The organism is Pseudomonas sp. TNT2022 ID1044, from assembly GCF_028656895.1.
Lineage (GTDB): Bacteria > Pseudomonadota > Gammaproteobacteria > Pseudomonadales > Pseudomonadaceae > Aquipseudomonas > Aquipseudomonas reinekei.
In genome coordinates this window covers 22968-46308 of sequence record NZ_JAMDHB010000004.1, presented here as the reverse complement: position 1 = coordinate 46308, position 23341 = coordinate 22968, and the positions used below count along the sequence as shown (strand labels likewise).

Below are 23341 nucleotides of genomic sequence, written 5' to 3'. Positions count from 1 at the left end.
CCTACAGAGGTTGGTGTGAAGATGACTTCTTGCGCATCCGCATCAACTCCGGCAGCCCGATCTTGAGCAACCGTGCCGTGCGACTTCTGGCCAGTTCCTCAACGCCCTCATGCTCGGTCAGCCGCGCCAGTTGCGCCGCCATGTTCATCACCAAGGCTTCGCGCGAGTAAACCCCGCCACCGAGCTGGTACACCGCGGCAATCAGCTCTCGCAGCTCCAGCGGCAGCCGCCAGCGCGTACGCAGTGCCGAACCATAGGCCGCGCCGAATTCGGCCAGCGCTTCGCCGACCTCCTCCTGTTCGTCCAACTCGCCACCGGCCTGCTTCCACTCCTGCAAACAACGCAACAACGCCAAGTCACCCAAGCAATGCAACATGCCGGCGCAATAACAGCGCGCCTGATCCAGGTCGAGCAAACGCGCCAGGGTCCGGGCGTATTCAGCCGTGTGCAGCGACAGGTCCCAATAACGCTCGGCGTAGTCCGCCAGACAGGGGTCGCTGAGCCGGGCACTGCGTTTGAGCGCCAGCCCCAGAATCAGGTTCATGCTTTGTCCGGTGCCCAGTCGATGCAACGCCTGAGACAGGGTCTGCACGGCGGCGCCATGGTGCTGCGCCGCGCTGTTGGCGGCGGCAATGAGTACGGCGGTGATCTGCGGGTCGGTGCGAATTTCATCTTCCAGCAGCGTCAGATCAAGGCCGTTGGGGTTGAGGCTGCGTTTGACTGCCAACTGCACGTCGGTCATTAGAGGCGCGCCCTCGGCCAGCTCACGACGACGCTCCAGGAACACCGACAATGTCATGCCCGGCGCCAACGCCGGTACTTCGCACGACACCTCCTGACCGGCGCTGAGCAGTAAATCCTGCAGGCGTTGGGTCAGGCTTTCCATGTTCAGCGGCTTGGTCAGATAAGCGGTTGGCGCCAGCGGCAAGGCCTCGCGCACGCTCGCACTGTCGTTGCGGCTGCTCATCAGGATGAAGGGCAATGGCGGATTGCGTTTGCGCTGACGAATATTGCGCAGCACATTCAGGCCATCGACGCCAGGCAACTCCCAATCGACGATCACCAGGTCATACGGGTTGAGCGCCAACAATTCCAACGCCGCCTGACCATCGGCGCACAAGTCCAGTCGCGCGTCGCAGCGAACGTTCAACAACACTTCCTTGAGCAAGTCCCGGGACCAAGGGTCGGCCTCGGCGATCAGCACTCTTGGCACGGCGGGTAAATTGACGACTGTCATACGGCTCTCCCTTGCAATGCCTGAACCTTAGCGAATGCTGGCCTTTCGATACAGCGCTAATGCGCAGGTTATATTTCGCCTGGCATGAAAAAACCCGCCGAAGCGGGTTTTTTGTCGATCAGGTCACACTAAGTGATCACAGCTCGGAGAAGCACTCTTCGATGATCGCCAGACCTTTGTCCAGTTGCTCGTCCGGCGAAGTCAGCGGTACCAGGACGCGCAGAACGTTGCCGTAGGTGCCGCAGGACAGCAGGATCAGACCCTTGTCGCGAGCCTTGGCCACAACCGATGCCACTGCGGCAGCATTCGGCTTGTGGCTGTCGCCGTCTTCGAACAGCTCGACCGCGATCATCGCGCCCAGGGCACGGACTTCACCGATTACCGGGTACTTGGCCTGGATGGCTTTGAGGCCAGTGACCAGACGCTCGCCGACCGCCTTGCAGCGATCCAGCAGGTGCTCTTCCTCGAACACTTCCATCACGGCCAGGGCCGCGGCGCAAGCGATCGGGCTACCGGCGTAGGTGCCGCCCAGGCCGCCTGGAGCGATGGCGTCCATGTATTCGGCTTTGCCGCACACACCGGCCAGCGGGAAGCCGCCAGCGATGGATTTGGCGAAGGTGGTCAGGTCGGCAGCAACGCCCATCTGCTCCATGGCGAAGAAGGTGCCGGTACGGCCAGCGCCAGTCTGTACTTCGTCAGCGATCAGCAGGATTCCGTGCTGGTCGCACAGGGCACGCAGACGCTTCATGAATTCTTTCGGAGCGACGTAAAAACCACCTTCGCCCTGAACCGGCTCGATGATGATCGCTGCGATGTCACGCGGCTCGGCGTCGTTCTTGAAGATGCGTTCGATGGAAGCGATCGAATCGTCGATGCTCACACCATGCAGTTCGTTCGGGTACAGCGCGCGGAACACGCCGCCTGGCATCAGGCCCATGCCGGCCGAGTAAGGCACGACTTTACCGGTCAGGCCCAGAGTCATCATGGTGCGACCGTGGTAAGCGCCGGTGAAGGCGATCACGCCGGCACGGCCAGTGGCGGCACGGGCGATTTTCACGGCGTTTTCTACGGCTTCGGAACCAGTGGTGACCAGCAGGGTTTTCTTGTCGAAATCACCTGGCACCTTGGCGTTGATTTTTTCGCACACTTCTACGTACGGTTCGTAAGCCAGGACCTGGAAGCAAGTGTGGGTCAGCTTGTTCAGCTGCTCGGTCACGGCGGCAATGATTTTCGGGTGCACGTGGCCAGTGTTCAGCACAGCGATACCGCCGGCGAAGTCGATGAACTCACGACCTTCAACGTCGGTCACGGTAGCGTTCTTCGCGGAGTCGGCGAAAATCGGGTGAATCTGGCCAACACCACGTGGAACAGCAGCGGTACGGCGGGCCATCAAAGAAGCGTTCGTCTTGCTCATAAAGTCCTCATTCGCCGCTCATCGGGCGGCGTGGTTCAAGGAAAATGCGACGGGGATTCAACGGTGACAGCATGCGATGATCGACTGCCACGGCGTTCCCGGCCACAGAGAATATTCCGGTTTGAAGCGGCGCAAAGGGACAGCGCTCTCGTGCCCTTTGCGCTTGAAGCAATGCCTTGCCGGGCTTATGCCCTCGAGCTTAGATGCCCAGGCAGAGGTATTTGATTTCCAGGTAATCTTCGATGCCGTACTTGGAGCCTTCACGGCCCAGGCCCGAGGCCTTGATGCCGCCGAACGGCGCGACTTCGTTGGAGATCAGCCCGGTGTTGACGCCGACCATACCGTATTCCAGGGCTTCAGCCACACGGAACACACGGCCCAGGTCGCGAGCATAGAAGTACGAGGCCAGACCGAACTCGGTGTCGTTCGACATCGCGATCACATCGGCTTCATCTTTGAAGCGGAACAGCGGCGCCAACGGGCCGAAGGTTTCTTCCTTGGCCACGGCAGCGTTGTTCGGCACGTTGGTCAGGATGGTCGGCTCGAAGAAGTTACCTTCCATCGGCTTGCCGCCGGACAGCACGGTGGCGCCTTTGGCAACGGCGTCAGCGATGTGCTCTTGAACTTTGGCGACCGCTTTTTCGTCGATCAGCGGACCGGTGGTGGTGCCGTCTTCCAGACCGTTGCCGATCTTCAGCTTGGCGACTGCCACTTTCAGCTTCTCGGCGAATGCGTCGTAGACCGAATCCTGAATGTACAGGCGGTTGGCGCAGACGCAGGTCTGGCCGTTGTTGCGGTATTTGGAAATGATCGCGCCTTCGACGGCCTTATCCAGGTCCGCGTCGTCGAACACGATGAACGGTGCGTTGCCGCCCAGTTCCAGGGAGACTTTCTTGATGTCCTTGGCGCATTCCGACATCAGTTGACGACCAATTTCGGTCGAACCGGTGAACGACAGTTTGCGCACGATCGGGTTGCTGGTCAGCTCGCTGCCGATGTCGCCGGCGCTGCCGGATACAACGCTGAACACGCCAGCCGGGATGCCGGCACGCTGGGCCAGTTCGGCCAGGGCGAAGGCGGAAAACGGCGTTTGCGAAGCAGGCTTGAGCACCATGGTGCAACCGGCGGCCAGGGCCGGGCCGGCTTTACGGGTGATCATCGCGGCCGGGAAGTTCCACGGGGTGATGGCAGCGGTCACGCCGATAGGCTGCTTGATCACGATCAGGCGCTTGTCTGGCTGGTGACCCGGAATCACGTCACCGTAGATGCGCTTGGCTTCTTCGGCGAACCACTCGATGAACGAAGCGGCGTAAACGATTTCGCCCTTGGCTTCGGCCAATGGCTTGCCTTGTTCCAGGGTCATCAGGCGAGCCAGGTCGTCCTGGTTCTCGATCATCAGTTCGAACCAGCGACGCAGTTTGCCCGCACGTTCTTTGGCGGTCAGTGCACGCCAGGCCGGCAGTGCTTTGTCAGCAGCTTCGATTGCACGGCGGGTTTCGGCAGCGCCCATTTTCGGCACAGTGCCCAGAATTTCGCCCGTTGCCGGGTTGTTGACCTTGATCGTCTGACCATTGTCCGCATCGACCCAAGCGCCATCGATGAAGGCTTGCTGGCGGAACAACTGGGTGTCTTTAAGCTGCATGTCGGCTTTCCTTAACAGCACCGCGCGATACGCGGAGCAAATTATGATTGTAGAAAGGCGCCTCAGTAGGCTGCCGTCAGGGAAATCATTCACCGGGCTGAAGCACATAAATAGCGCACTGTTCGAAACTCGTGCGGTTCAGCACCCAGACAAGAGCGTTTGAAATCTCAAACGAATCCTAGGATCAAAGGGGGTAAAGGACAATAGGGCGTTCGAAAAAAAGAACGAAAAGCCGTTTTTTGCTGCAATTTTCTGATCAGCGTAGCAACCGCAGGTTACGCTTTGGAAAAACGCAGGCGTTTCAGCAGCATGGACGCCCGCAATGCATATGAGTATCATGGCGCCCGCATCGCACCAGTAGCTCAGCTGGATAGAGTACTGCCCTCCGAAGGCAGGGGTCGTGGGTTCGAATCCCGCCTGGTGCACCATATAGAAGAAACGAGAAAGCCTCAGGCCTTAGTGACTGGGGCTTTTTTGTGGGTGATGGGTTTTGATCTAGTGATCCACGCTGCTTGATTCAAACAGCCGGCCAATATCGCGCGCGCTATGCAGTACCCGCTCGATGTGAACATCGTTGGCGACCACGCAGTAAAAAATCAAATATCGACCATGAGTAATCATTCGTACGCCTTTGGCGTAGTCCTCCCGAGAAATCCCAAGAAGCGGCTGCGCAATCAGCCGTGAACACTGCACTCGCAGCTCACCAATAAACGACTTGGCGCGGCCAGGATTGTCACGGGCGATGTATCTCGCGATCTGCTGCAAATCATCTCGTGCTTGAGCGGAGAAAAGCAGTTGCCTCACGGATGCCCCTGCTCAGCTGCGACCTCATCAATGAGCGCGTCGAGCTCAGCAAACACGGTATCGGCGGCGATGGCTGGACGTGGATCATTGCGGCTGGCAGCAATGGCCTCACGAATTTCCGCTGCCTGCAATCGATCCAGCAATTCCTGATAAGCCGCGTGCGGCAAGAGATAAGCGGCGGGACGATTATGGTTAAGAACAGCAATAGCCTCTGAGCCTGCCTGCTCGATCACAGTGCTGGGACTGCGCTTGAGTTCGGTGATGCTAACCGACCGGCTAGCGAGTAATTGCTCCATGACGGCTCCAAAGGTACTAAAAATAGTACTTTATAGTGCTTGATTGTCGGAGCTACGGTCAACGAGCATTTGGCCGAAGCCAAAAAAACCGCCGAAGCGGTTTTTTCATTTTATCGTCGAATCAAACGGCCTATTAATAATAGGTAAAGCTTATTCAGGACGGGACACGCGCCTATTTTTTGGCCGACACCTAAGCGTCGGCGGTTTGTTTTTGCTGCATGGCGAAAATCGCCGCCATCTCAGGTTCATCCAGGTGATCCAGCGCCCGCTCCACCAACAAATGCACGCCATCGGCCATGCGGCTGAGCGCCAGGGCTTTGGAGCGGCGTGAACCGTCTACATTGTCGGCGAGGTCGGCGGCTATGGCGCTGATCGACAGCAGGTCTTCCGAGGCGTTGGCGAGCAGGGTTTCAGTGTTGATGTTGGGGCTGACGGTGAAGAGCGAGCCTTTGCGTTCAGGTTGCTCTGATTCGGATGCTGGTGGGTCGGGGACTTTTTTGGACATTTGACTAACTCCAGAAGTGGAGCCGTACACACGTCGCTGCTAAACGATGGGTGGCGGCTGTGCGCGGGTTAGCAGACCGGGGAGTTAGCAAACCGGCGCGCCCGAGGGCGCCCCACGCACAGCCACCATAACGTGCAGGTAAGTAACCTGACTGATGCTATGCACTTCACTAACCACGGCGGGCTGCTAAACCCGGTCACTGACAACCAGTGACGCGAATCAAACTACCGACCCGCTCTCAAGCGCACAAGCCGGCGGATTCTGGCGTAGCCGTAGGTAATGGCGCAAGAATTTGTAGCTTGCAGGAAGTAAACCGAAGCCCTTTTAAACAAGCCCAAAATCACTCGGCTGCGGGGCTTTACCTGTAGGAGCGAGCCTCCTACAGGAGATCATTTTTCAGGGAATGTTACTCAGTGGTCCAGTCAAACTCGTCGTACTCATCATCCTCGTCGTCCTCAAAGAATTCCTCTTCAAGGTCGTCTTCTTCAGCACCGGCTTCTTCCGGCTGATTCAGCAGAAAGTCCTTACGACTCTCGGTAATCGCTCGCCGCAGTTCCTCGCCCTTTTGTGGGCAGTTGAGCATTTGGGCGATGCGGTCGATTTTTTTTGTCACGGCATCCTCCAACGCATCGACTATGGCCCGATAGTGCGCGCTTTCGGGCCTTGATGCCAAATTGTCGAGCGTTGTGCCGATCAGTTTTTCTGCAAATCCTTGAGTCGGGCCGTGAGGTTTTCGTCGGGGAAACGCTTGTGCAGGTCGGCGAGCAATTTATCGGCCGCTTGCTTGTGCCCGTCTTTTTGCAGGCGAAGCACTTCGCGAAGCTGCTCGTCCAGGGATTTCACCGGTGCAGCGGCGCGCTTGCTGACGTTGGCTTCTTCGGCCATTTGTGCATTCAAGGACTCGCTCTGCGCGGGGGCAGCGAAGTCGGCCATGGGTACCGCAGGCGCCGGGGCAGCCAATGAGCGCGCAGCCGCCGGGGCTTCGGCGAACTCTTTTTTGGCTTGTGGCGCAGATGCTTTGGGGGCGAAGTCGTAGCCGGGTGCCTGTTCAGGCGTGCGTTGTACCAGCGCCAGCATCAGCGCGACGCCGACCAGGCTGGCGAATGCGACCTGCCAACGAGGTTGCTGGCAAGCCTGAACCCAGCGTTGCCACAGGTTCTGTTTCGGCGCAGGGACTTCACTCTGTGCGGCAGACAGGATAAACGCGTCCAGATGAGCCGGCGGTTCACCCGCGGCATGTTCACGAAAGTGCTTCACCATTTGTTCTTCTGGCGTAGGACGGGCGTCAGTCATGTCAGTACCTCCTCGGCCAGCAGCCGACGCAGTTTTTGTTGGGCGTAGCGCAAGCGGCTTTTCACGGTTTCCAGCGGGGTTTCGGTGAGGGTGGCGATCTGCGCAAAGTCGAGTTCGCCGTGAGCGCGCAGCAGAAACACTTCACGCTGGTCGGCGGGCAGGTTTTGCAACGCGTGTTCGAGACGTTGGCTGTCGCGACTCAGGCTCAGCAATTGCTCGGGATCGGCGGTACTGTCGATCACCGCGTGAGCCTGTTCGTCATAGCTGTCGTGCAAGGGGTTATGGATGCCGTGTTTGCGCCAGTGATCGATCAGTCGATTGCGGGCAATCTGGTAAAGCCAGGTACGAAAATTCGCCCGTCCCTGTGGCTGGCTGGTGCTGCGGATCAGGCTCAGCCAGGTGTCCTGATAAACCTCTTCGGCCAGCTCGGCCTTGCCGCTCAGGCCGAACAGGAAGCGGTAGAGCCCCTGGCGGTGACGGGCGTACAAAATCTCGAACGCAGGCCCGTCACCCGAACGATAGCGCGCCAGCAGCGATTCATCGCTTGATTCAGCGCCAGACATATCAGTTGTAGCCTCCCTTGAGCGGCTGATTGTTTGCAGCCGTGGTGGTGCGCAGGCTCTGCGCCAGTTCCACTAACTGCACGAACTCACTGCGCAAGCCGAATCGATCATCGCCCCGCGCACCACGCGCCAGCACTTCGGTGTCTTTGAGGCTGAATTCGCCGGTGTAGCGCCCATCCTTGAGCTGCTGGGAGAATGCTGCCACCGCCGCGGCAAAGCGCAGATCATCGCTGGGTTTGCCCATCGGGGCGTTGACGATCGGGCGTTCGATCAAGCGACTGTTCCCACCTTCCGGTAGCTGATAACGCACTCGCAGCATGGCCAATTCTCCGCTCTTCTGCGAAACCGCGGCTCCCGATTGAGCGTAACGCAGCGGCTCCAACCAGCCCTTCTCGCCTGCCGGGACAATTTCGTACAACGCCGTTACCGTGTGTCCTGCACCGATCTCGCCAGCATCGACCTTGTCGTTGCTGAAATCCTCACGCTTCAACGCGCGGTTTTCGTAGCCGAGTAGCCGATATTCACTGATCTGCGCCGGGTTGAACTCCACTTGCAACTTCACATTCTTCGCCACCACGGCGAGGGTCGAGCCGAGCTGATCCACCAGCACCTTGCGCGCCTCGCGCAGGTTGTCGATGTAGGCGTAGTTGCCATCGCCGGCATCGGCCAGTTGTTCCATCAGCTGTTCATTGTAGTTATCCACACCGAAACCCAGGGTGGTCAGGGATACGCCGGTCTTGCGTTTATCCACAGCCATTTGCTTGAGGCTGTCGAAGTCGCTGATGCCGACGTTGAAGTCGCCGTCCGTGGCAAGCAGTACGCGGTTGATGCCTTTGGGGATAAAGGCCTGTTGCGCCTGTTGATAAGCCAGTTCGATACCCGAGGCCCCGGCGGTGGAGCCACCAGCGGTCAATTGATCGATGGCGGTACGAATCCTGGCTTTTTCCCGTCCGGAGGTGGGTTCCAGTACCACTCGCGACTCCCCGGCGTAGACCACTAACGACACCCGATCCTGTTCACGCAATTGATCGACCAGCAGTTTCAGTGTGCTTTTCACCAACGGCAAACCCTCGCGGCGATCCATCGAGCCGGACACGTCCACCAGAAACACCAGGTTCGCCGGGGCCAGTTCCGCAACGGCACGGTCGGAAGCTTTGATGCCGATGCGCAGCAAGCGGGTATGCGGGTTCCACGGCGATGCCGCCAGTTCGGTGGTCACGCCGAAGGGCGAACCATCAGTGGGCAACGCGTAATCGTAGGGAAAGTAATTGACCATCTCCTCCAGCCGCACCGCCCCTTCCGGTGGCAGGCGCCCTTGATTGAGCAAACGGCGGACATTGGCGTACGCGCCGGTGTCGACGTCGGCGCTGAAGGTCGAGACCGGCGCTTCGGCGACGCTGTGGATGGGGTTGTCCGCCAGCGTTTGATATTTCTCGCGCGGCTCGTCGCGATAGCCCTGTGGATAAGCCTCACCCGCAATCGTCGGCGTGAAGCTGGCGATCGGCGCTGCCCGCACATTGCGCTTGGTCAGCGAAGTATCGGCCGCAACCATTTCGTGCTGCGCCAGCGCTTCGGTCTTAAGTTCAGGTTGGGCCGCTGGCGACGCAGCGGCAGACTCGGGTTTGGACGAAACACCGCAGCCGGCAACGGCCAGCAAAAACCCGACGGCGAAACCCTGGGCGGCCGGGCGGAGGAAATGCAGAGGGACGGACATGGGGGCTGACCTCAGGAGGAAAATGATCCATTCATCCTCTGAGACGGTCAGCCTTTTCGATTCGGGTTAAGCCGCGCTAAAAAATCTTCAGCGATGGTAACGCCGCACCACGCTGCTGTTTTTCAGCACATGGCCTTTGATTTTTTCCAGAAACTGCGCTCGGGTCAGGCCGGCAGGCAAGGCATCCGGGGCCAGGTCCAGGGCGTAGATCTGAATGAGGTAATGGTGCGCGCTGTCACCCACGGGCGGGCATGGGCCGACGTAGCCGGTGGTGCCCTTGCTGTTGGTGCCGCCCACGCCTTCAAGCGCGGATTTGGCGCCGACGCCGGACGCAATCTGATGTGTGCTGGCCTTGATGCCGTAATGCAGCCAGTGATCGACGCCCTGCCCTTTCTGGCCATCGGGGTCGTGCATGACGATGGCGTAGCTGAGGGTGCCTGGCGGGCCGGCGTTCCAGGCCAATGCCGGCGAAACGTTGTGCCCGCCGCAGCCCGCTGCATCGCTGGCGGCGGCCGAAGTGAACAAGCGGTTATCCGATACACCCGGGATGTTCAGGGTGAAACGCTCTTGGGCTGCGTGTGCCGGAAGTTGCACGCAAAAGGCGAAGGCAACGGCCGCCAGCCAAGGTTTCAGAGAGGTCATTCGGGTCATTCCGGAGCACCTTGTGCGTGTTGGGCCGTCGTCGGCGTGCAAACTATAGCCGGACCGTTCACGCGGTGTCAGTGGGTTCTGGATGAACATTGCGGTGACACAAACACGCAGGAGCTGCCTCAGGTTGCGATCTTTTGATGATTGAAAAGCAAAAGATCGCAACCTGCGGCAGCTCCTAAAGGGGGCGCGGTGGTTTTACTGGATTTCGACAGTGCCGCCGAACTTGCTCATCACGAAACCGACGAATTCTTCGAGGGTCATTTTCTGGCCGTTGAAGTCCACCTGATTGTTGGCGTAATGCAGTTTGGTGACGATGTTGTTGCCGTCCAGTTTCGCCAACTGCGAGCCAACGGCCATGCTGCTGAACATGTCAGCCGTGGCCGTGGCCTGATCGGCAATGAGTTTGGCGTCGGTCTGACCGTCGAGTTGCGACTGCACGGTGAGTACGTCAACGAGCATTGGCTTGGACACTTTCAGATTGAAGTCCAGCAATGCAACCAACTGTTTCACCAACTGATCGGCCGGCAAATCGATCGATTGCGGTTTGGTCAGGTCAAGCACCAGGTTCGCCCGGCTCTCGCCGTTGGTGGTTTTGAATGACAGGTTCTCCAATGCCACTTGCGGGCCGGCGGCAAGCAACTGCTCCAGGTTGGTCTTGAGTTGCGCTTCCTCGGCTTCGGTCAGGTTCAGTTCCGGCACCGGTTGCCCTGCTTCGGCAGCCTCGGCGGCGGCCTGTTCGTAGGGTTGCAGTTTGGTCTGGTAAATCTGCATCAGCACCAGGGTGGAGGGGATGTCGAGATTCTTCAGGCTCATGGCCATCTGCGCCGAACCCACCACCTGGCCGTTCAACGACACTTCACCGATTTTATAATCGGCGCGCCCGGAAGCGCTGGTGCCCGACTCCTCGGTGTGGTTCTTCATTTCAAAACTCTTGAACCCAAGCACCGACTGTTTGGCGCCATAGGTGGTTTTGCTGTTGCTCAGCTCGATGGTGTTGTCGCCGGTGTAGTAGCCATAGGTGCTTTTGGTCAGGTTGCTGGCCAGGGTGAGACCGTTCAGTTCGACCAATACCGGCGCCTGATCTTCGGAAACAGTGGTCAGCTTCAGGCTGTCCATGTAGCCATCGGCCTTGACCTTCTGCGCCTGGGCGCTGGCCGCGACATCCATCTTCAGACCGGAAAACTTCATGCTGGATTTGTCGTCCAGGGCCATTTCCAGTGGCAGCAATTCCAGGGTGCCGTTGGTGGAGTTGTCGTAGCCTATATTCACGACACCCTTGAGCGGCGAGGCGTCCTGGGCGGCGGCGAACCATTTTTCGGTGAACGGCGTCTTTTCCAGTTCGTAGTGACTGGTGGCCATGACCGGCAACCACTTCAGCGACATCAGGCGCGAGAACGGCAACGGACCGTGTTCAATGTGATCGACGAACAGCAATTCCACCGGGGCTTCGCCGAACATTTCGCCTTCACCCTTGAGGCGATAGTGCGCGGTGCTGCTGAACATATGACGTTCCAGCGAGACCAGCTCCAGCGATGCAGTGCCCTTGTAGCCGACCAGCGCGGCCTGCAATTGCTTGTTGGCATCCACCAGGGAAGTGTTCAACACCCCCTCGATCCTGGTGCCGGTAAACCAGGCACCGCCAGCGCTGATTGCACCAATGGCGACAACAATTCCCAGAAGCACGCCTGCTGATTTATTCATGTATGACCCGTTGAATGTCCGTTGTTGAAGGTGTGGTCGTCTTCCCTGAACCCATGGCGGGTTACGGTCACGACTGCGCTGAAAGTGAGGTGCAGATTAGCATCAGGCGCGCGGGGCGGCCCAATGATTAACGGTGAAAGAGTGTTTATGGGACGTTGCCGTAAGACGTGAGCATTGCGGTGTTGATTCGATGGCTATCGCTGGCAAGCCAGCTCCCACAGGGATTGGTGTACCTGTAGGAGCTGGCTTGCCAGCGATGGCGTCGGTGTCATCAACACAGATTCAAGAATATTGAACCTCGATCTCATCCAGCTGATGATCAAACGTTTTAAGCCGCGCAGTCCAGGTGTACACCAGCACTTCAAAATCCCGGTTGATCACCGCCCCACCCGTCACTTCGCCACGCGGGTCGCAGAAATCCAGTTGATAGCGCTCGCGGGCCATGGCGGTAGCGACATCGGCCAGTTCCCGGGCGTTGTTGAGCCAGTGTCGACCGTCGTCCTCGACTTGCTTGTCCAGTTCCAGGCATTGCTTCTTCAGGGTTTCGAGACTTTTTTCCAGCGGCGTGCCGGTGAGTTCCCCCATGACTTCCTGGAACGTGCGCCCCGGCTGCCAGTAACTGCCCCAGAAATAGCGATCGAACACCGTTTCGACCCGGCGCAACGCGACCTTGGTGTCCCAGATCAGCAGCAGCGTCTTGCCTTGCTGGAGTTGTCTTTTTTTGATGCGTTGCGTCTGGACGGACACCCAGGCCACCACCGCGACGGACATCACGGCGATGAGCGCCACCGCACTGTCGAGGAACACCATCGCCTTGTCGATCTGGTGGGCGAGCATGATGCCGTAGAAATAGGTGGCCGAAAGCAGCAACAACGCTACGACGGCGCACCAGAAGCCGAGAGCATAAGGGTTTTTCATTATTGGTTTCCCCATGACCTGCGCGAGCCTTAAGTGCAGCAAGGGCGCTTTACACGGGGCGCCCTTCCAACACTTCAAAGCATAGCAACGGCCTCAGGGTTTGCCGGAGTTCGACGCTTGCGTTCGTCCGCTTTCCCAACCACCGCCCAACGCCAGGAACAAATTGATCTGGCTCGCGGCAACCTGGGTGTTCGCCGCCGCCAGTTGCGCGGTAACGTCGATGTAGGTGCGTGTCGCTTGCAGGTCGGCCAGGAAGGAGGCACGACCCGCCTCGAAGAAGCGGTGAGTCTGATCCGCCGCCAGTTTTGCCGACTGCTCGGCGTCTGCCAGGGCATCACGGCGTTGCAGAAATGCCGAATACTGGGCCAGGCCAGTCTGGGCTTCGCGGATGGCATTGAGCACCACGCCGTCGAAATGCGCGAGCGCGCCCTGGGTGGCCGCCTCGGCTTCGCGGATGCGCGCTCGGGCGCCGTTGGTCGGCACGGTCCAGGTCAACGACGGCCCGAAGCCCCAGCGATTGGTCGACGGCTCGCCGAGGTTGTCGACAATACCCACGGTGCCGATGGTCGCGCCGATGCTGATGTCCGGGTACAACTGCCCCGTGGCGACGCCAATCGTGGCGGTTGCCGCCGCCAGTCGACGCTCGGCCTGCCGTATGTCGGGACGACGCTTGAGCAACGATGCGCCATCGCCCACCGGCATCAGTTGCGCGATTTTCGGCAGTTCGGCGCAGGTCGCCGTGCCTGAGGGCAGTTGATCGACAGGCTTGGCCAACAGCATCGACAACTGGAACAGCCCTGCCTGACGCGCCGCCTCATAACGGGGCATTTCGGCGCGCAAGGATTTGAATTGGGTTTGCGAGCGAGTGACCTGGGTTTCGTCGCCACGCCCGGCATCGCGCAGACGCTGGATGAGCGTGGTGCTTTGCGATTGCAGGTCGAGGGAGTGCTGGGCAATCTCGCGCTCTTCGTTGGCCGCGCACACCTGGGTGTAGGCGCGGACCACATCGGCCACCAAAGTGATGCGTGCCGTGTCAGCAGCAGCCTGGGTCGCATCGGCATTGGCCTTGGCCGCCTCGATGCCGCGCTGCAGTGTGCCGAACAGGTCGAACTGGTACGAGGCGCTGATGCCGATATCGCCGATGTTGGCCACCGGCACTTTTTCCGGCAGCAAGAATGCTTCACCCGACTCCTGCAAGCGCTGGGCACCCATCTTCACCCCGCCACTCCAGCCACCAGCGGCCTCAGCCTCGTCGACCTGAGCGCGGGCCCTGGACAGGTTGGCTGCCGCCACGCGCAAATCGGTGTTGGAAGCCATGGCTTGCTGGACCAATTGGTCGAGTCGCGGGTCCTGATACAGGCGCCACCAATCGGCGGGCACGGGTACCGAGACCACCGGCTTGCCCTCCACCGCCAACTCGCCCTGCAAGTCTTTGCGATGGATGGCGGCGGCATCTGGCACCTGATAGTCCGGGCCGACCACCTGACACGCCGACAGCAACAAGCCTAATCCGGCAACCGCCAAACCCGAGGCCTTGCTCATTGCGCGGGCTCCCGCTGGCTGTCCTCAATGATCGATACCGTAGCGGTGCGCCCGGCGATCATGCGGAAATCCGCCGGCACCTCGTCGAAGGCAATCCGCACCGGAATCCGCTGGGCCAGGCGCACCCAGCTGAACGCCGGGTTGACGTTGGGCAGCAGGTTGTTGCCGCTGGTGCGGTCGCGGTCTTCGATGCCGGCGACGATGCTTTCCACGTGCCCGCGCAAGCGTGCGTTGTCGCCGATCACGCGGATATCGACACGCTGGCCGATGTGAATGCCGTTGAGCTTGGTTTCTTCGAAATAGCCATCGATGTGGAAGGAGTTGCTGTCGACCACCGACAACACCGGGCGCCCGGCACTGACGAATTCCTGGCTGCGCGGTGCGCGGTCGTTGACGTAACCGTCGACCGGGCTGCGGATCACCGAGCGGTCGAGGTTGAGCTGCGCGCTGTCCACCGCCACTTGGGCTTCCATCAAGGCGACCTGGGCGCGGGCCACACGCGACTGGCTTTCTTCCAGCTGCTCGCCCGGCACCAGATTACCGAGGCCCTTGTTGCGCTTGGCTTCGCGTTGAGCCTGGGCCAGGGTTTCCTCGCGGTCGGCGACTGCCGCTTTTGCCTGACGCAGGGCCAGTTTGAAACGGTCCTGATCGATGCTGAACAACACCTGGCCGCGCTTGACCAACTGGTTGTCGCGCACTTCCACGTGCTGGATCAGCCCGGACACGTCCGGCGCGATCTGCACGATGTCGGCACGGATGTGCCCGTCGCGGGTCCAGGGCGCGAACATGTAATACATCACCATGCGCCAGACCACGACCACGGCGAAGCTCACGATCAACAGGGTCAGCACCACGCGACCGAGGGTTAGAAACGGTTTTTTCATGTCATCAGGTATCGACTGAGTGAATCCACGGCGCCAAGCAGCAAGGCGTAGAGGGCCACGTTGAACAATGCCCGGTGCCAGACCAGACGGTAAAAGTGCAGGCGCGTCAGCACCCCGTGCACCAACAGGTACAACACATACGTAATGCCCATCAGCACCAGCAGCGTAGGCAGGAACACCCCGCTGATATCCAGATCACCGATCATAAAGGCGCTCCATCGATGCCATGGGGAAGCGGTTCTTCAGCGTCGGCGGGACCGACAAACTCGACGCCGGGCAACAACGCCAGGCGCAAGCCGCTCAAGGCGTGCAGCAGATGCCGACGGGTTTCATCGTCACCCGCGCCGGCAAGGGCACGACGGGTGCGGTCGAGGGTCATCAGCAACGGACTCGGTGCCGGCAGGCGTTCACCAGCCTTGAGGCAAGCCTTGAAATACTCGCCGACCTCGGCCACTACCTGATGCAGCAATGTCTGCGGCGCGCCGTGAACCCGTGGCGTATAAGCGAGCAAGTCCAGCATATTCAGCGCCACACGGACTTCGCGCAGGGCGATGCCGGTGTCCTGGCCGGTCATGGCCAACCGCGGCAAATGCTGCATCAGTCGATCCAGCACCTGCACGCCCAGCTTCCGGTGATCGGCCAGGGTGGCCGGTTCGGTGAGGCTGACAATGTCGCGCCAGGCGAAACGGGTCAGGCGCTTGGCCGCCAGTTCGGCGCCGAACGGGCGGGCGATCAGGGTCCAGACGAAGGCGAACAACAGCCCCACAGGACCGGCCAGGTTGGAATTGACGAAGCTGAGAAAGTCCGCGTCGTAGGCGCCTTGAATGCTGATGAACGACGAGGTGTTGACCAGCGTCAGCAGCATGCCGAGGTAAAACTGCGGCTTGACCGTCAAGGTGCCGACGATGATGAACGGCACGGCAAACGCCAGCACCAGCATCGGGAAATCATGCAGGTTGGGCAGCACAAGAAACAGGTAGAGGCTGGCGAACAACACCGACATCGCCGTCCAGAAAAAGAACCGGTAAATCTGCGGCGCCGGGTCATCCATCGAGGCAAAGAAGCTGCACGCCACCGCCGCCAGAATCACCGCCGCGCCGCCGTCGGTCCAGCCCAGCAGAATCCACAGCACCGAAGCGACGATGATCGCCATGACGGTAGATGCGGCGGAATAAAGCATCAGGCCACGGTCCAAAAATGCAGTCAGCCGGCCCAGACGCCAGTGCCGATACACCGCACGCCAGCTGTCCTGGCTTTCGCATTGGATGGCGTGTTGCAGGCTGCGGCAGTCCTGCCACAAGTCGATCCATTCGCCGAGCCGATAAATGGCATTGGAGAACAGCAGTTGCTTGCGATCCTCCAGCGCTTGGGCGTCGGGTTGCAGGGCTTGGAGCTGGTCTTTCAACGCTTGCCAGCGGTTGAGGTCAGCGTCCTTGTGGTCGAGCCATTGGGTGGCGGCGACCAGCAGCGGTGTGAACTTGTCCACCAGCTCCGGGGTGCGTCGCTCCAACGCGTAGAGCGCATCGTCGAGGGCATCGATCACCGGTAATAGATGAATCATTCGGCCACGCAACTCTTTGGTGTTACGCACGGTTTGTGGGCGCGCGCCTTCGTGGGGCAACTGGCCGATCATCAATTCGAGGGTATTGAACGTCGTCACCATCGACGCACGCAGGGCGCTGACCGCCTCGGGCTGCACGTTGCGGCCAAGGAAGCGCTGGCTGTAAGTCGACGCGTCAGCGAACCACTTGCCCACCGAATCGTTGAACACCGGGGCCAGGCGCCGAGGCCAGAACATGGCGCCCACCACCGCCGCCACGGCGATGCCCAGGAAGATTTCTTCAGTGCGCGCTTCGGCCACGTCCCATACACCCAACGGGTTATCCACCACCGGCAGCGCAATCAACGGCAAGGTGTAACCGGCCAGCATCAAGGCGTAGTTGTTGGCGGTACGCAAATGCATGGACAGAAACAACAGGATCCCGGTCCACAGCGCGATGACCACCACCAGCACGTAAGGACTCTGGACAAACATCGGCACGAACAGAACGGCGGCAGCGGCGCCCAGAAAAGTGCCGACCGCGCGGTACAGCGCCTTGGAACTGGTCGGCCCGACAAACGGGCTGGAAACGATATACACCGTGGCCATCGCCCAGTAAGGACGCGGCATTTGCATGAGCAGGGCGATGTAAAGCGCGATCATCGAAGCCGCGAAGGTGCGTACTCCGTAAAACCAGTCCCGCGCGGGAGGCATGCCGGAAAAGAAGCCGCTCAAGGGTGAGTGTCCGAAGGTTGCCCAGCCGCCTCGAAGGCCTTCAATACACGCAGGGCAGCTTCCAGGTCTCGCGGGGCGATGCCTTCGAGTACCTCATTGCGCAATCGCACCAGTTCGACCTCAACGGCTTGTACCAGGGTCCGACCCGTATCAGTCAGGCTCAGGCATTTTGCCCGGCGGTCCTGGGCATCGGCGGTACGACAGACGTAACCGGCGTGGCACAGTTGATCCAGCAAACGCACAAGAGACGGACTTTCCATCCCCGCCGCCTGCGCCACCGTCACCTGCCGCACCCCCTCGCCCAAGCGGCCGATCATCAACAACGGAACAGCACAGGCTTCGGAGATTCCATAGTTGACCAGCGTGGTCTGGCAGATCTTGCGCCAATGCCGGGCGGCCACCACCATGGAGCTGCTGATGTTCATCTGGAGAGCGTCGAGGGAATTCGGCACGAGGGAAAACACACACTGTTAGTTTGCTAACTATCAATATGGCATTTGAAGGGATTTTTCGTCAAGTTTTGAAACAAATTGGTGGACATCAACGCTTCTTGGCTCGCTCATAGACTTGACTGCGTTCGCGCAGCGTATGCCCCAATTTTTCCCACTCCTTGCGTGCGGACGGCAGGAATTCGAGTTTATAGGTCATCCAGGGTTACCGGGATCGGCGTTTCATGACGGCGAGCGCGAACAATATCCGCCAACGCAAGGTCATCAAGACGCTCCATCATGGCCTCGAAAACATCCGCCGGGACCATGTACCCCATCACTTTATTGTGATTGAGAACTGCGACCGGTCCGCCATGGGCGCCGTTCAATACCGCAGTTGGATTTTTCTTTAACTCAGACACACTGACAGCCATATCGGCCAAGACGCTTTGCATAATTAAGACCTCAAATAAGGTCGTAATTCTGGTCTATTTGTCTGATGTGAGCAATCAAGAAAACTGCTCTTCATCCGATTGTCATACCCCCCGCCCTTTCCTCAACATCACATCCAGCTGATCCACCACCTCCGCCCAATCGGCATCATCCAGAATTTCCTTGCGCAACAGATCCGCCTGGCTCGGGTTCCAGAAAAACGCGTCCGCCAGATGCAGTTCGGGTTTGAGCGGTGAATGGGTGGCGATGAATTTGTCGATGCTTTCGGCGTCGTCGGCCAGGCCGAGTTGCTTGAACAGGGATGGAAGGGTGTGGGTTGGGTTTTCCATGTCGGGCTCCTGTGAATCAGTAAAGGGACCGCTGCGCGGTCATCGCGAGCAGGCTCGCTCCCACAGGGATTGCGAAACCCTGCCCGCGATGACGGCAGCAAATACACCGCACATTAATCACTCAATTCCCGCACCTCCGCATGCGGCACCATTTTCAGGAAGTCAGGCATGTTGATGTGCAGCAGGTTGATGTGGTTGCCAGCCTCCAGGTAGATGTCTTTCTGCCGGGTCAGCAACGGATCGATGACCACGTCTAGCCCATAGGCTTCGCCCAGGGCAGGCACCGCACCCCGTTCGCAGTCATCGAACAGGTGCGGCAGGTTGCTTTCCCGGGACACCTGCCATTCCCCGCTGCTGCGGACTTTGCTCAGGTCCAAGTGACGGCTGGCGGGCAGCACGGCCATCAGGTAATGCCCATGGTTATCATCCAGGATCACCGATTTGGCCACCCGCTCGGCAGGAATGCCCGCGACCCGCGCCGTTTCAAGACTGCTGGCCGAGTGGGGGTGGGTGACGATGTCATAGTCGCATTGAGCCTTCTCCAGGCTTCGCTGCACGGTTCTTGCCATACGCATGATGCACCTCGATGTCCGCAACATTGCCGGGCGGACGTGGTTAACGTTGTTCTGCGTAGTAAAAGTCTAGGCCTGCCGGACCGTTTCGACGGGAAATCCGCCCATCGGACACGTCGACAGCTGAGCAAAAAACGTACAACCGCCAGGTCAACTAGACTCAATACAGAACCACTGGCGACTCTCCCGGAGTTCACGTGAATACCCGTTGTTGTGCCCTTGCATTGTTGTTGGCGTTGAGCGGCTCTGCGCTCGCCGCAGAGGCTGACCTGTCGGCAACCAATCCCGTCGGGATCTGGCTGATCATCTTTGGCATCGCATTTCTGATCGCCGAAGCAGCAATGCCCAATTACGGCGTGATCGGCCTGGGCGGGATTGTGATGTTCGTGATCGGCGCGGTGATCCTGACCAATGCCGATCTGCCCATCCCGTTAATGATCGGACTGGGCCTGATCAGTGCGCTACTGCTGATATTCCTGCTGATCCGCGCCCTGAAAACCCGACCACGGCAAAACGTCAGCGGCGATGCCGGACTGCTGGGCAGCGTGACGCCGGTGTTGTCACTGCAGGCCGGCGATGCGTTTCACGGTTGGGTGCATTTGCAGGGTGAACACTGGCAAGTGTCGAGTGCCAAACCGCTGCAAATCGGGCAACGGGTCCGCGTAGTGGCACGCAAGGGATTAACACTGGAAGTTGCCGCGACTGACGCGGTGGCAGTAGGAGAGTAACCATGGGATTGCAACTGGGTTTTGTCGCGCTGCTACTGCTGTTGATCGTATTGGCGGGAGCGACCTTCCGCATCCTGCGCGAATACGAACGCGGGGTGGTGTTCCAGCTCGGACGCTTCTGGCAGGTCAAAGGCCCGGGGCTGATCCTGTTGATTCCAGTGATTCAGCAAATGGTCCGCGTCGACTTGCGCACCGTGGTCCTCGACGTACCGACGCAGGATGTGATCACCCGCGACAACGTATCGGTCAAGGTCAACGCCGTGCTGTACTTCCGCGTGCTCGATCCGCAGAAGGCAATCATCCAGGTCGAAGACTTTCTCATGGCCACCAGCCAATTGGCGCAAACCACGTTGCGTGCCGTGCTCGGTAAACACGAACTCGATGAATTGCTGGCCGAACGCGAACGGCTGAACGTCGACATCCAGCAAGTGCTCGACGCCCAGACCGATGCGTGGGGGATCAAGGTCGCCAACGTCGAGATCAAGCACGTGGACCTCAACGAATCGATGATCCGCGCCATCGCCAAACAGGCCGAAGCGGAACGCGAACGTCGGGCCAAAGTGATCCACGCCGAAGGCGAATTGCAAGCCTCGGAAAAACTCATGCAAGCCGCTGAAATGCTCGGCCGCCAGCCCGGTGCGATGCAGTTGCGCTACATGCAGACGCTGAGTTCGATTGCTGGCGACAAGAGCTCAACCATCGTCTTTCCGTTGCCGATCGAGTTGCTCAAGGGCATGGCGGATTTGTCACCGAAGCCTTGAACGCCCCTCAGCGCTGCGCCGCCAGCGGATACACCGACTGCCATCCGCCACCCAGTGCCTTGTACAAACCGACCGCGGCGAGCGACACACCGGCAGAGCTCTCGACCCATTGCTCCTGAGTCGCCAGCAAGGCGCTTTGCACGGTGAGCACGTTGACGAAATCCACCACACCCTCAACGTATTGCCGTTGCGCGGTTTGCAAGGCGATTTGGTTCTGCCGCACCGCTTCGGCCAGGCTGTCACGGCGCAGTTGGCTGGCGTAGTAGGCGCTCAGTTGATCGTCGATTTCATGCCAGGCACGCAACACGGTTTGCTGGTAGCCAATGGCAGCTTCCTGTTGCTGGGCTTCGCGCAGGTTCAGGACACCGCGCAAGCGTCCGCCGTCGAACAAAGGCAAGCTGAACTGCGGGCCGATGCTGAACGCACGCGAGCCCCATGAGCCGAAATCGCTCAGCTGCATGGCTTGTGAACCGACATTGCCCGACAGCGTGATGCGCGGATAAAAATCACCCTTGGCCACGCCAATGCTCGCGGTCGCGGTATGCAATCGGGCTTCGGCCTCACGGATGTCCGGACGACGCTCGGCCAGTTGCGACGGCAGGCCGATGGCGACCTGACGCGGGGTCTGCGGCACTGGCGCGTCGGTGGATAACTCGGCGGCCAACGCGTTTGGCGGTTCGCCCATCAACAGGCTCAGGGCGTTGATCAATTGCGCCTGACGTTGCTCCAGCCCCGGCAGGCGCGACTCGATAGCGGCGACTTGCGCGGCGGCTTCGGCGACGTCCAGATCGGTCGCCACACCATCGGCCAGACGCAGTTGCGACAGTTTCAAACTGTGACGCGCGACATCGAGGTTCTGCTCGGTGACAGCGCGGGTGTTTTGCACGCCACGCAACTGAATGTAGTTGTGTGCGGTTTCAGCGAGCACCGACAACAACACACCACGGCGGTCATTTTCCGCGACCTCAAGGGTAGCGTCGGCGGCTTCGGTTTCGCGGCGTACCCGGCCCCAGAAATCCAGTTCCCAGGACGCGGAGAAACCGCCATCCCACAAGTTGAACGCGGAGTTGCCATTGTTCCCCGACGGGTCCATCAAACCTTCGCCGCTGTTGCGTTTACGTGCATAGCCGCCGCCAGCGGCGGTGCCTGGATATCGGTCGGCGGTCACCACCTGGCGCACGGCGCGGCTCTGTTGCAAGCGGCTGCTGGCGAGCTTCAGGTCGAGGTTGTCAGTCAAGGCGCGCTGACTCAACGCCGAGAGTTTCGGATCGTTGAACACGTCCCACCAGCGCTCATTCAGGGTCTCGTTGATGGCCTGGCTGGCGGCGGCTTTTGAGGGTTTCGACCACTCGGCGATTTGTTGTGCCTCGGGTTTGCGAAAGTCCGGGCCGACGGTGCAGGCGCCCAACGCAAACAGACTAAAAACAAACACTGCTGACTGGGCCAACGCCTTGCTCCCGCCGGGCTGCGAAGCGGCCGAAAAATCCGTGAGCGCTGCGCACTCAAACGGGAGCAAGCTCCCTCGCCACAGGGATCGATGTTTGTCAGAAAAACTCATCGCTGAACAACCTCGTTCACCTTGCCACTGGCCGTATCAATCCGCGCCTCCACCGACATCCCCACGCGCAAGCGCTCGGCCATCGGCTGCCCCGGTTCCAGCACAATCTTCACCGGTATCCGCTGCACAACCTTGGTGAAGTTACCGGTCGCGTTGTCCGGTTTCACCGAAGCAAACGTCACGCCCGTGGCCGGTGCGATACTCTCGACGCGACCGGTGAGCAGCTCGCCACCAAAGGTATCGACACGCACCTGCACGTCTTGGCCTGGCTGCACATTGGTCAATTGGGTTTCCTGAAAGTTGGCAACCACATAAGCCTGCGCCAGCGGGACCACGGCAAGCAGTTTGCTGCCTGGCGTGACATAGGCGCCGACCCGCACGGCGCGCTCGCCGACCATGCCGTCCTGCGGCGCAACGATGCGTGTGTAAGACAACTCATAACTGGCAATTTCCAGTTTCGCCTGCGCGCGTTGCAAGCCGCCGTCAGCCGCGTCACGCTGAGCGGTCAGAATGTCGACCTGCTTGCGCTCCGCCGCGAGCAACGCCGTGGCATTGGTCAATTGCGCGCGGGCCTGGTCGATGCGCGTGCGCGCCTGCTGCGCATTTTGCACCGTCCCCGCACCGACGCCGGCAAGGTGGTTGTAGCGATTCAATTCGTGTTCGGCGAACGCCATTTCCGCCTTGGCCGATATCACTTTTGCCTGTGCCTGAGCGATCACCGATGCTTGACGTTCGAGGGTCGCCCGGGCGTTTTGCAGCTGTGCCTGCGCCATCAGCGATTCGGCAGAGGCGGCCTCAGCGGCGGCGCGCAAGTCGCGATCATCGATCAATGCCAGCAACTGCCCGGCCTTGACCTGCTGGTTGTCTTCCACCAGCACTTGCTTGATGAACCCGGCAACACGCGGCACCACCAGCGTGTAGTCCGCCGCGACATAAGCGTCGTTGGTGCTCTGCTGCGTGCGCTGGCCGAACAGGTTGGGCGTCAGCAGATAAACCAGCACGCCCAGCGTGATCACGACGGCAACGCCCACAGCCACTTTTTGCTTTGATTGAGTCGTCATAAAAACCTTCAG

The 23341-nt window shown here is 60.0% G+C and carries 25 protein-coding genes, 1 tRNA gene and 1 pseudogene; 3 read left to right on the top strand and 24 right to left on the bottom strand.

The annotated features are described in order from the left end of the window. Position 1 precedes the first annotated feature (1 nt). The 3 genes from M5G20_RS06465 to gabD form a co-directional block, all read right to left on the bottom strand. On the bottom strand, positions 2 to 1237 hold the full coding sequence (locus tag M5G20_RS06465) for a response regulator (RefSeq protein WP_273918440.1): 1236 nt from the start codon (positions 1235 to 1237) through the stop codon (positions 2 to 4). Positions 1238 to 1373: 136 nt separating this feature from the next. Next, complete coding sequence (gene gabT, locus M5G20_RS06460; protein WP_273918439.1) at positions 1374 to 2651, bottom strand: 4-aminobutyrate--2-oxoglutarate transaminase; 1278 nt, start codon at positions 2649 to 2651, stop codon at positions 1374 to 1376. 199 nt (positions 2652 to 2850) lie between these two features. After that, on the bottom strand, positions 2851 to 4293 hold the full coding sequence (gabD, locus tag M5G20_RS06455) for an NADP-dependent succinate-semialdehyde dehydrogenase (RefSeq protein WP_273918438.1): 1443 nt from the start codon (positions 4291 to 4293) through the stop codon (positions 2851 to 2853). 351 nt (positions 4294 to 4644) lie between these two features. On the opposite strand from gabD, the gene M5G20_RS06450 reads away from it, so the two are divergent. Beyond that, positions 4645 to 4721, top strand: a tRNA-Arg gene (locus M5G20_RS06450). Between the two features lie 67 nt (positions 4722 to 4788). Here the strand turns inward: M5G20_RS06450 and M5G20_RS06445 are convergent. The 19 genes and pseudogenes from M5G20_RS06445 to M5G20_RS06360 form a co-directional block, all read right to left on the bottom strand. Next, positions 4789 to 5097, bottom strand: a complete 309-nt coding sequence (locus M5G20_RS06445; RefSeq protein ID WP_273918437.1) for a type II toxin-antitoxin system RelE/ParE family toxin — start codon at positions 5095 to 5097, stop codon at positions 4789 to 4791. Then, positions 5094 to 5393 (bottom strand): type II toxin-antitoxin system prevent-host-death family antitoxin, encoded by a 300-nt coding sequence (locus M5G20_RS06440; protein WP_212626066.1) that lies wholly within the window; start codon positions 5391 to 5393, stop codon positions 5094 to 5096. The genes M5G20_RS06445 and M5G20_RS06440 overlap by 4 nt, the downstream gene beginning before the upstream one ends. A gap of 190 nt (positions 5394 to 5583) precedes the next feature. Continuing rightward, positions 5584 to 5898 (bottom strand): DUF6124 family protein, encoded by a 315-nt coding sequence (locus tag M5G20_RS06435; RefSeq protein WP_337994291.1) that lies wholly within the window; start codon positions 5896 to 5898, stop codon positions 5584 to 5586. Positions 5899 to 6304: 406 nt separating this feature from the next. Continuing rightward, on the bottom strand, positions 6305 to 6571 hold the full coding sequence (locus tag M5G20_RS06430) for a hypothetical protein (RefSeq protein ID WP_273918436.1): 267 nt from the start codon (positions 6569 to 6571) through the stop codon (positions 6305 to 6307). 20 nt (positions 6572 to 6591) lie between these two features. Continuing rightward, complete coding sequence (locus tag M5G20_RS06425; protein WP_273918435.1) at positions 6592 to 7191, bottom strand: hypothetical protein; 600 nt, start codon at positions 7189 to 7191, stop codon at positions 6592 to 6594. Further along, positions 7188 to 7754 (bottom strand): RNA polymerase sigma factor, encoded by a 567-nt coding sequence (locus M5G20_RS06420; protein ID WP_150735981.1) that lies wholly within the window; start codon positions 7752 to 7754, stop codon positions 7188 to 7190. Before M5G20_RS06420 ends, M5G20_RS06425 begins: the two co-directional genes overlap by 4 nt. A gap of 1 nt (position 7755) precedes the next feature. Then, a complete protein-coding gene (locus M5G20_RS06415) occupies positions 7756 to 9468 on the bottom strand; it encodes a vWA domain-containing protein (RefSeq protein WP_273918434.1) in 1713 nt (570 codons plus the stop codon). An 87-nt stretch (positions 9469 to 9555) separates the two neighbouring features. Beyond that, complete coding sequence (locus M5G20_RS06410; protein ID WP_273918433.1) at positions 9556 to 10119, bottom strand: YbhB/YbcL family Raf kinase inhibitor-like protein; 564 nt, start codon at positions 10117 to 10119, stop codon at positions 9556 to 9558. Between the two features lie 195 nt (positions 10120 to 10314). Further along, complete coding sequence (locus M5G20_RS06405) at positions 10315 to 11820, bottom strand: YdgA family protein (RefSeq protein WP_273918432.1); 1506 nt, start codon at positions 11818 to 11820, stop codon at positions 10315 to 10317. A 282-nt stretch (positions 11821 to 12102) separates the two neighbouring features. Continuing rightward, complete coding sequence (locus tag M5G20_RS06400) at positions 12103 to 12738, bottom strand: NADH:ubiquinone oxidoreductase subunit N (RefSeq protein WP_075948552.1); 636 nt, start codon at positions 12736 to 12738, stop codon at positions 12103 to 12105. A 93-nt stretch (positions 12739 to 12831) separates the two neighbouring features. Continuing rightward, on the bottom strand, positions 12832 to 14280 hold the full coding sequence (locus M5G20_RS06395) for an efflux transporter outer membrane subunit (RefSeq protein ID WP_273918431.1): 1449 nt from the start codon (positions 14278 to 14280) through the stop codon (positions 12832 to 12834). Beyond that, complete coding sequence (locus M5G20_RS06390) at positions 14277 to 15164, bottom strand: efflux RND transporter periplasmic adaptor subunit (RefSeq protein WP_273918430.1); 888 nt, start codon at positions 15162 to 15164, stop codon at positions 14277 to 14279. Before M5G20_RS06390 ends, M5G20_RS06395 begins: the two co-directional genes overlap by 4 nt. Then, positions 15161 to 15370, bottom strand: a complete 210-nt coding sequence (locus tag M5G20_RS06385; protein ID WP_008059581.1) for a DUF1656 domain-containing protein — start codon at positions 15368 to 15370, stop codon at positions 15161 to 15163. Before M5G20_RS06385 ends, M5G20_RS06390 begins: the two co-directional genes overlap by 4 nt. Beyond that, positions 15367 to 17439 carry an FUSC family protein gene (locus M5G20_RS06380; protein ID WP_273918429.1) on the bottom strand — a complete coding sequence of 691 codons (2073 nt, stop codon included), beginning with the start codon at positions 17437 to 17439 and terminating at the stop codon, positions 15367 to 15369. Before M5G20_RS06380 ends, M5G20_RS06385 begins: the two co-directional genes overlap by 4 nt. After that, positions 17436 to 17864, bottom strand: coding sequence for a MarR family winged helix-turn-helix transcriptional regulator (locus tag M5G20_RS06375; protein WP_273918428.1), 429 nt, complete (start codon positions 17862 to 17864; stop codon positions 17436 to 17438). The genes M5G20_RS06380 and M5G20_RS06375 overlap by 4 nt, the downstream gene beginning before the upstream one ends. Positions 17865 to 18012: 148 nt before the next feature. Further along, positions 18013 to 18087, bottom strand: a pseudogene (locus tag M5G20_RS30215) (type II toxin-antitoxin system RelE family toxin); the annotation flags it as partial. Next, entirely contained in the window at positions 18077 to 18322 is a 246-nt protein-coding gene (locus tag M5G20_RS06370; protein WP_273918427.1) for a type II toxin-antitoxin system Phd/YefM family antitoxin, read from the bottom strand. The gene M5G20_RS06370 and the pseudogene M5G20_RS30215, both read right to left, overlap by 11 nt. Before the next feature lie 81 nt (positions 18323 to 18403). Further along, positions 18404 to 18649 (bottom strand): DUF2789 domain-containing protein, encoded by a 246-nt coding sequence (locus M5G20_RS06365; protein ID WP_273918426.1) that lies wholly within the window; start codon positions 18647 to 18649, stop codon positions 18404 to 18406. 113 nt (positions 18650 to 18762) lie between these two features. Beyond that, positions 18763 to 19224, bottom strand: a complete 462-nt coding sequence (locus M5G20_RS06360) for an aminoacyl-tRNA deacylase (RefSeq protein WP_273918425.1) — start codon at positions 19222 to 19224, stop codon at positions 18763 to 18765. 194 nt (positions 19225 to 19418) lie between these two features. Between M5G20_RS06360 and M5G20_RS06355 the strand changes: the two genes are divergently transcribed. Continuing rightward, the gene (locus M5G20_RS06355; RefSeq protein WP_273918424.1) at positions 19419 to 19949 is read left to right on the top strand and encodes an NfeD family protein; all 531 of its coding nucleotides are present in this window, start codon (positions 19419 to 19421) and stop codon (positions 19947 to 19949) included. Between the two features lie 2 nt (positions 19950 to 19951). After that, positions 19952 to 20710: a slipin family protein gene (locus M5G20_RS06350; RefSeq protein ID WP_273918423.1), complete on the top strand. Its 759-nt coding sequence runs from the start codon at positions 19952 to 19954 to the stop codon at positions 20708 to 20710. A gap of 7 nt (positions 20711 to 20717) precedes the next feature. Here M5G20_RS06350 and M5G20_RS06345 read toward each other — a convergent pair whose 3' ends face one another. Together M5G20_RS06345 and M5G20_RS06340 are read right to left on the bottom strand one after the other, a co-directional pair. After that, on the bottom strand, positions 20718 to 22268 hold the full coding sequence (locus M5G20_RS06345; protein WP_273918422.1) for an efflux transporter outer membrane subunit: 1551 nt from the start codon (positions 22266 to 22268) through the stop codon (positions 20718 to 20720). Continuing rightward, on the bottom strand, positions 22265 to 23329 hold the full coding sequence (locus M5G20_RS06340) for an HlyD family secretion protein (protein WP_273918421.1): 1065 nt from the start codon (positions 23327 to 23329) through the stop codon (positions 22265 to 22267). The genes M5G20_RS06345 and M5G20_RS06340 overlap by 4 nt, the downstream gene beginning before the upstream one ends. Between the last annotated feature and the right edge of the window lie 12 nt (positions 23330 to 23341).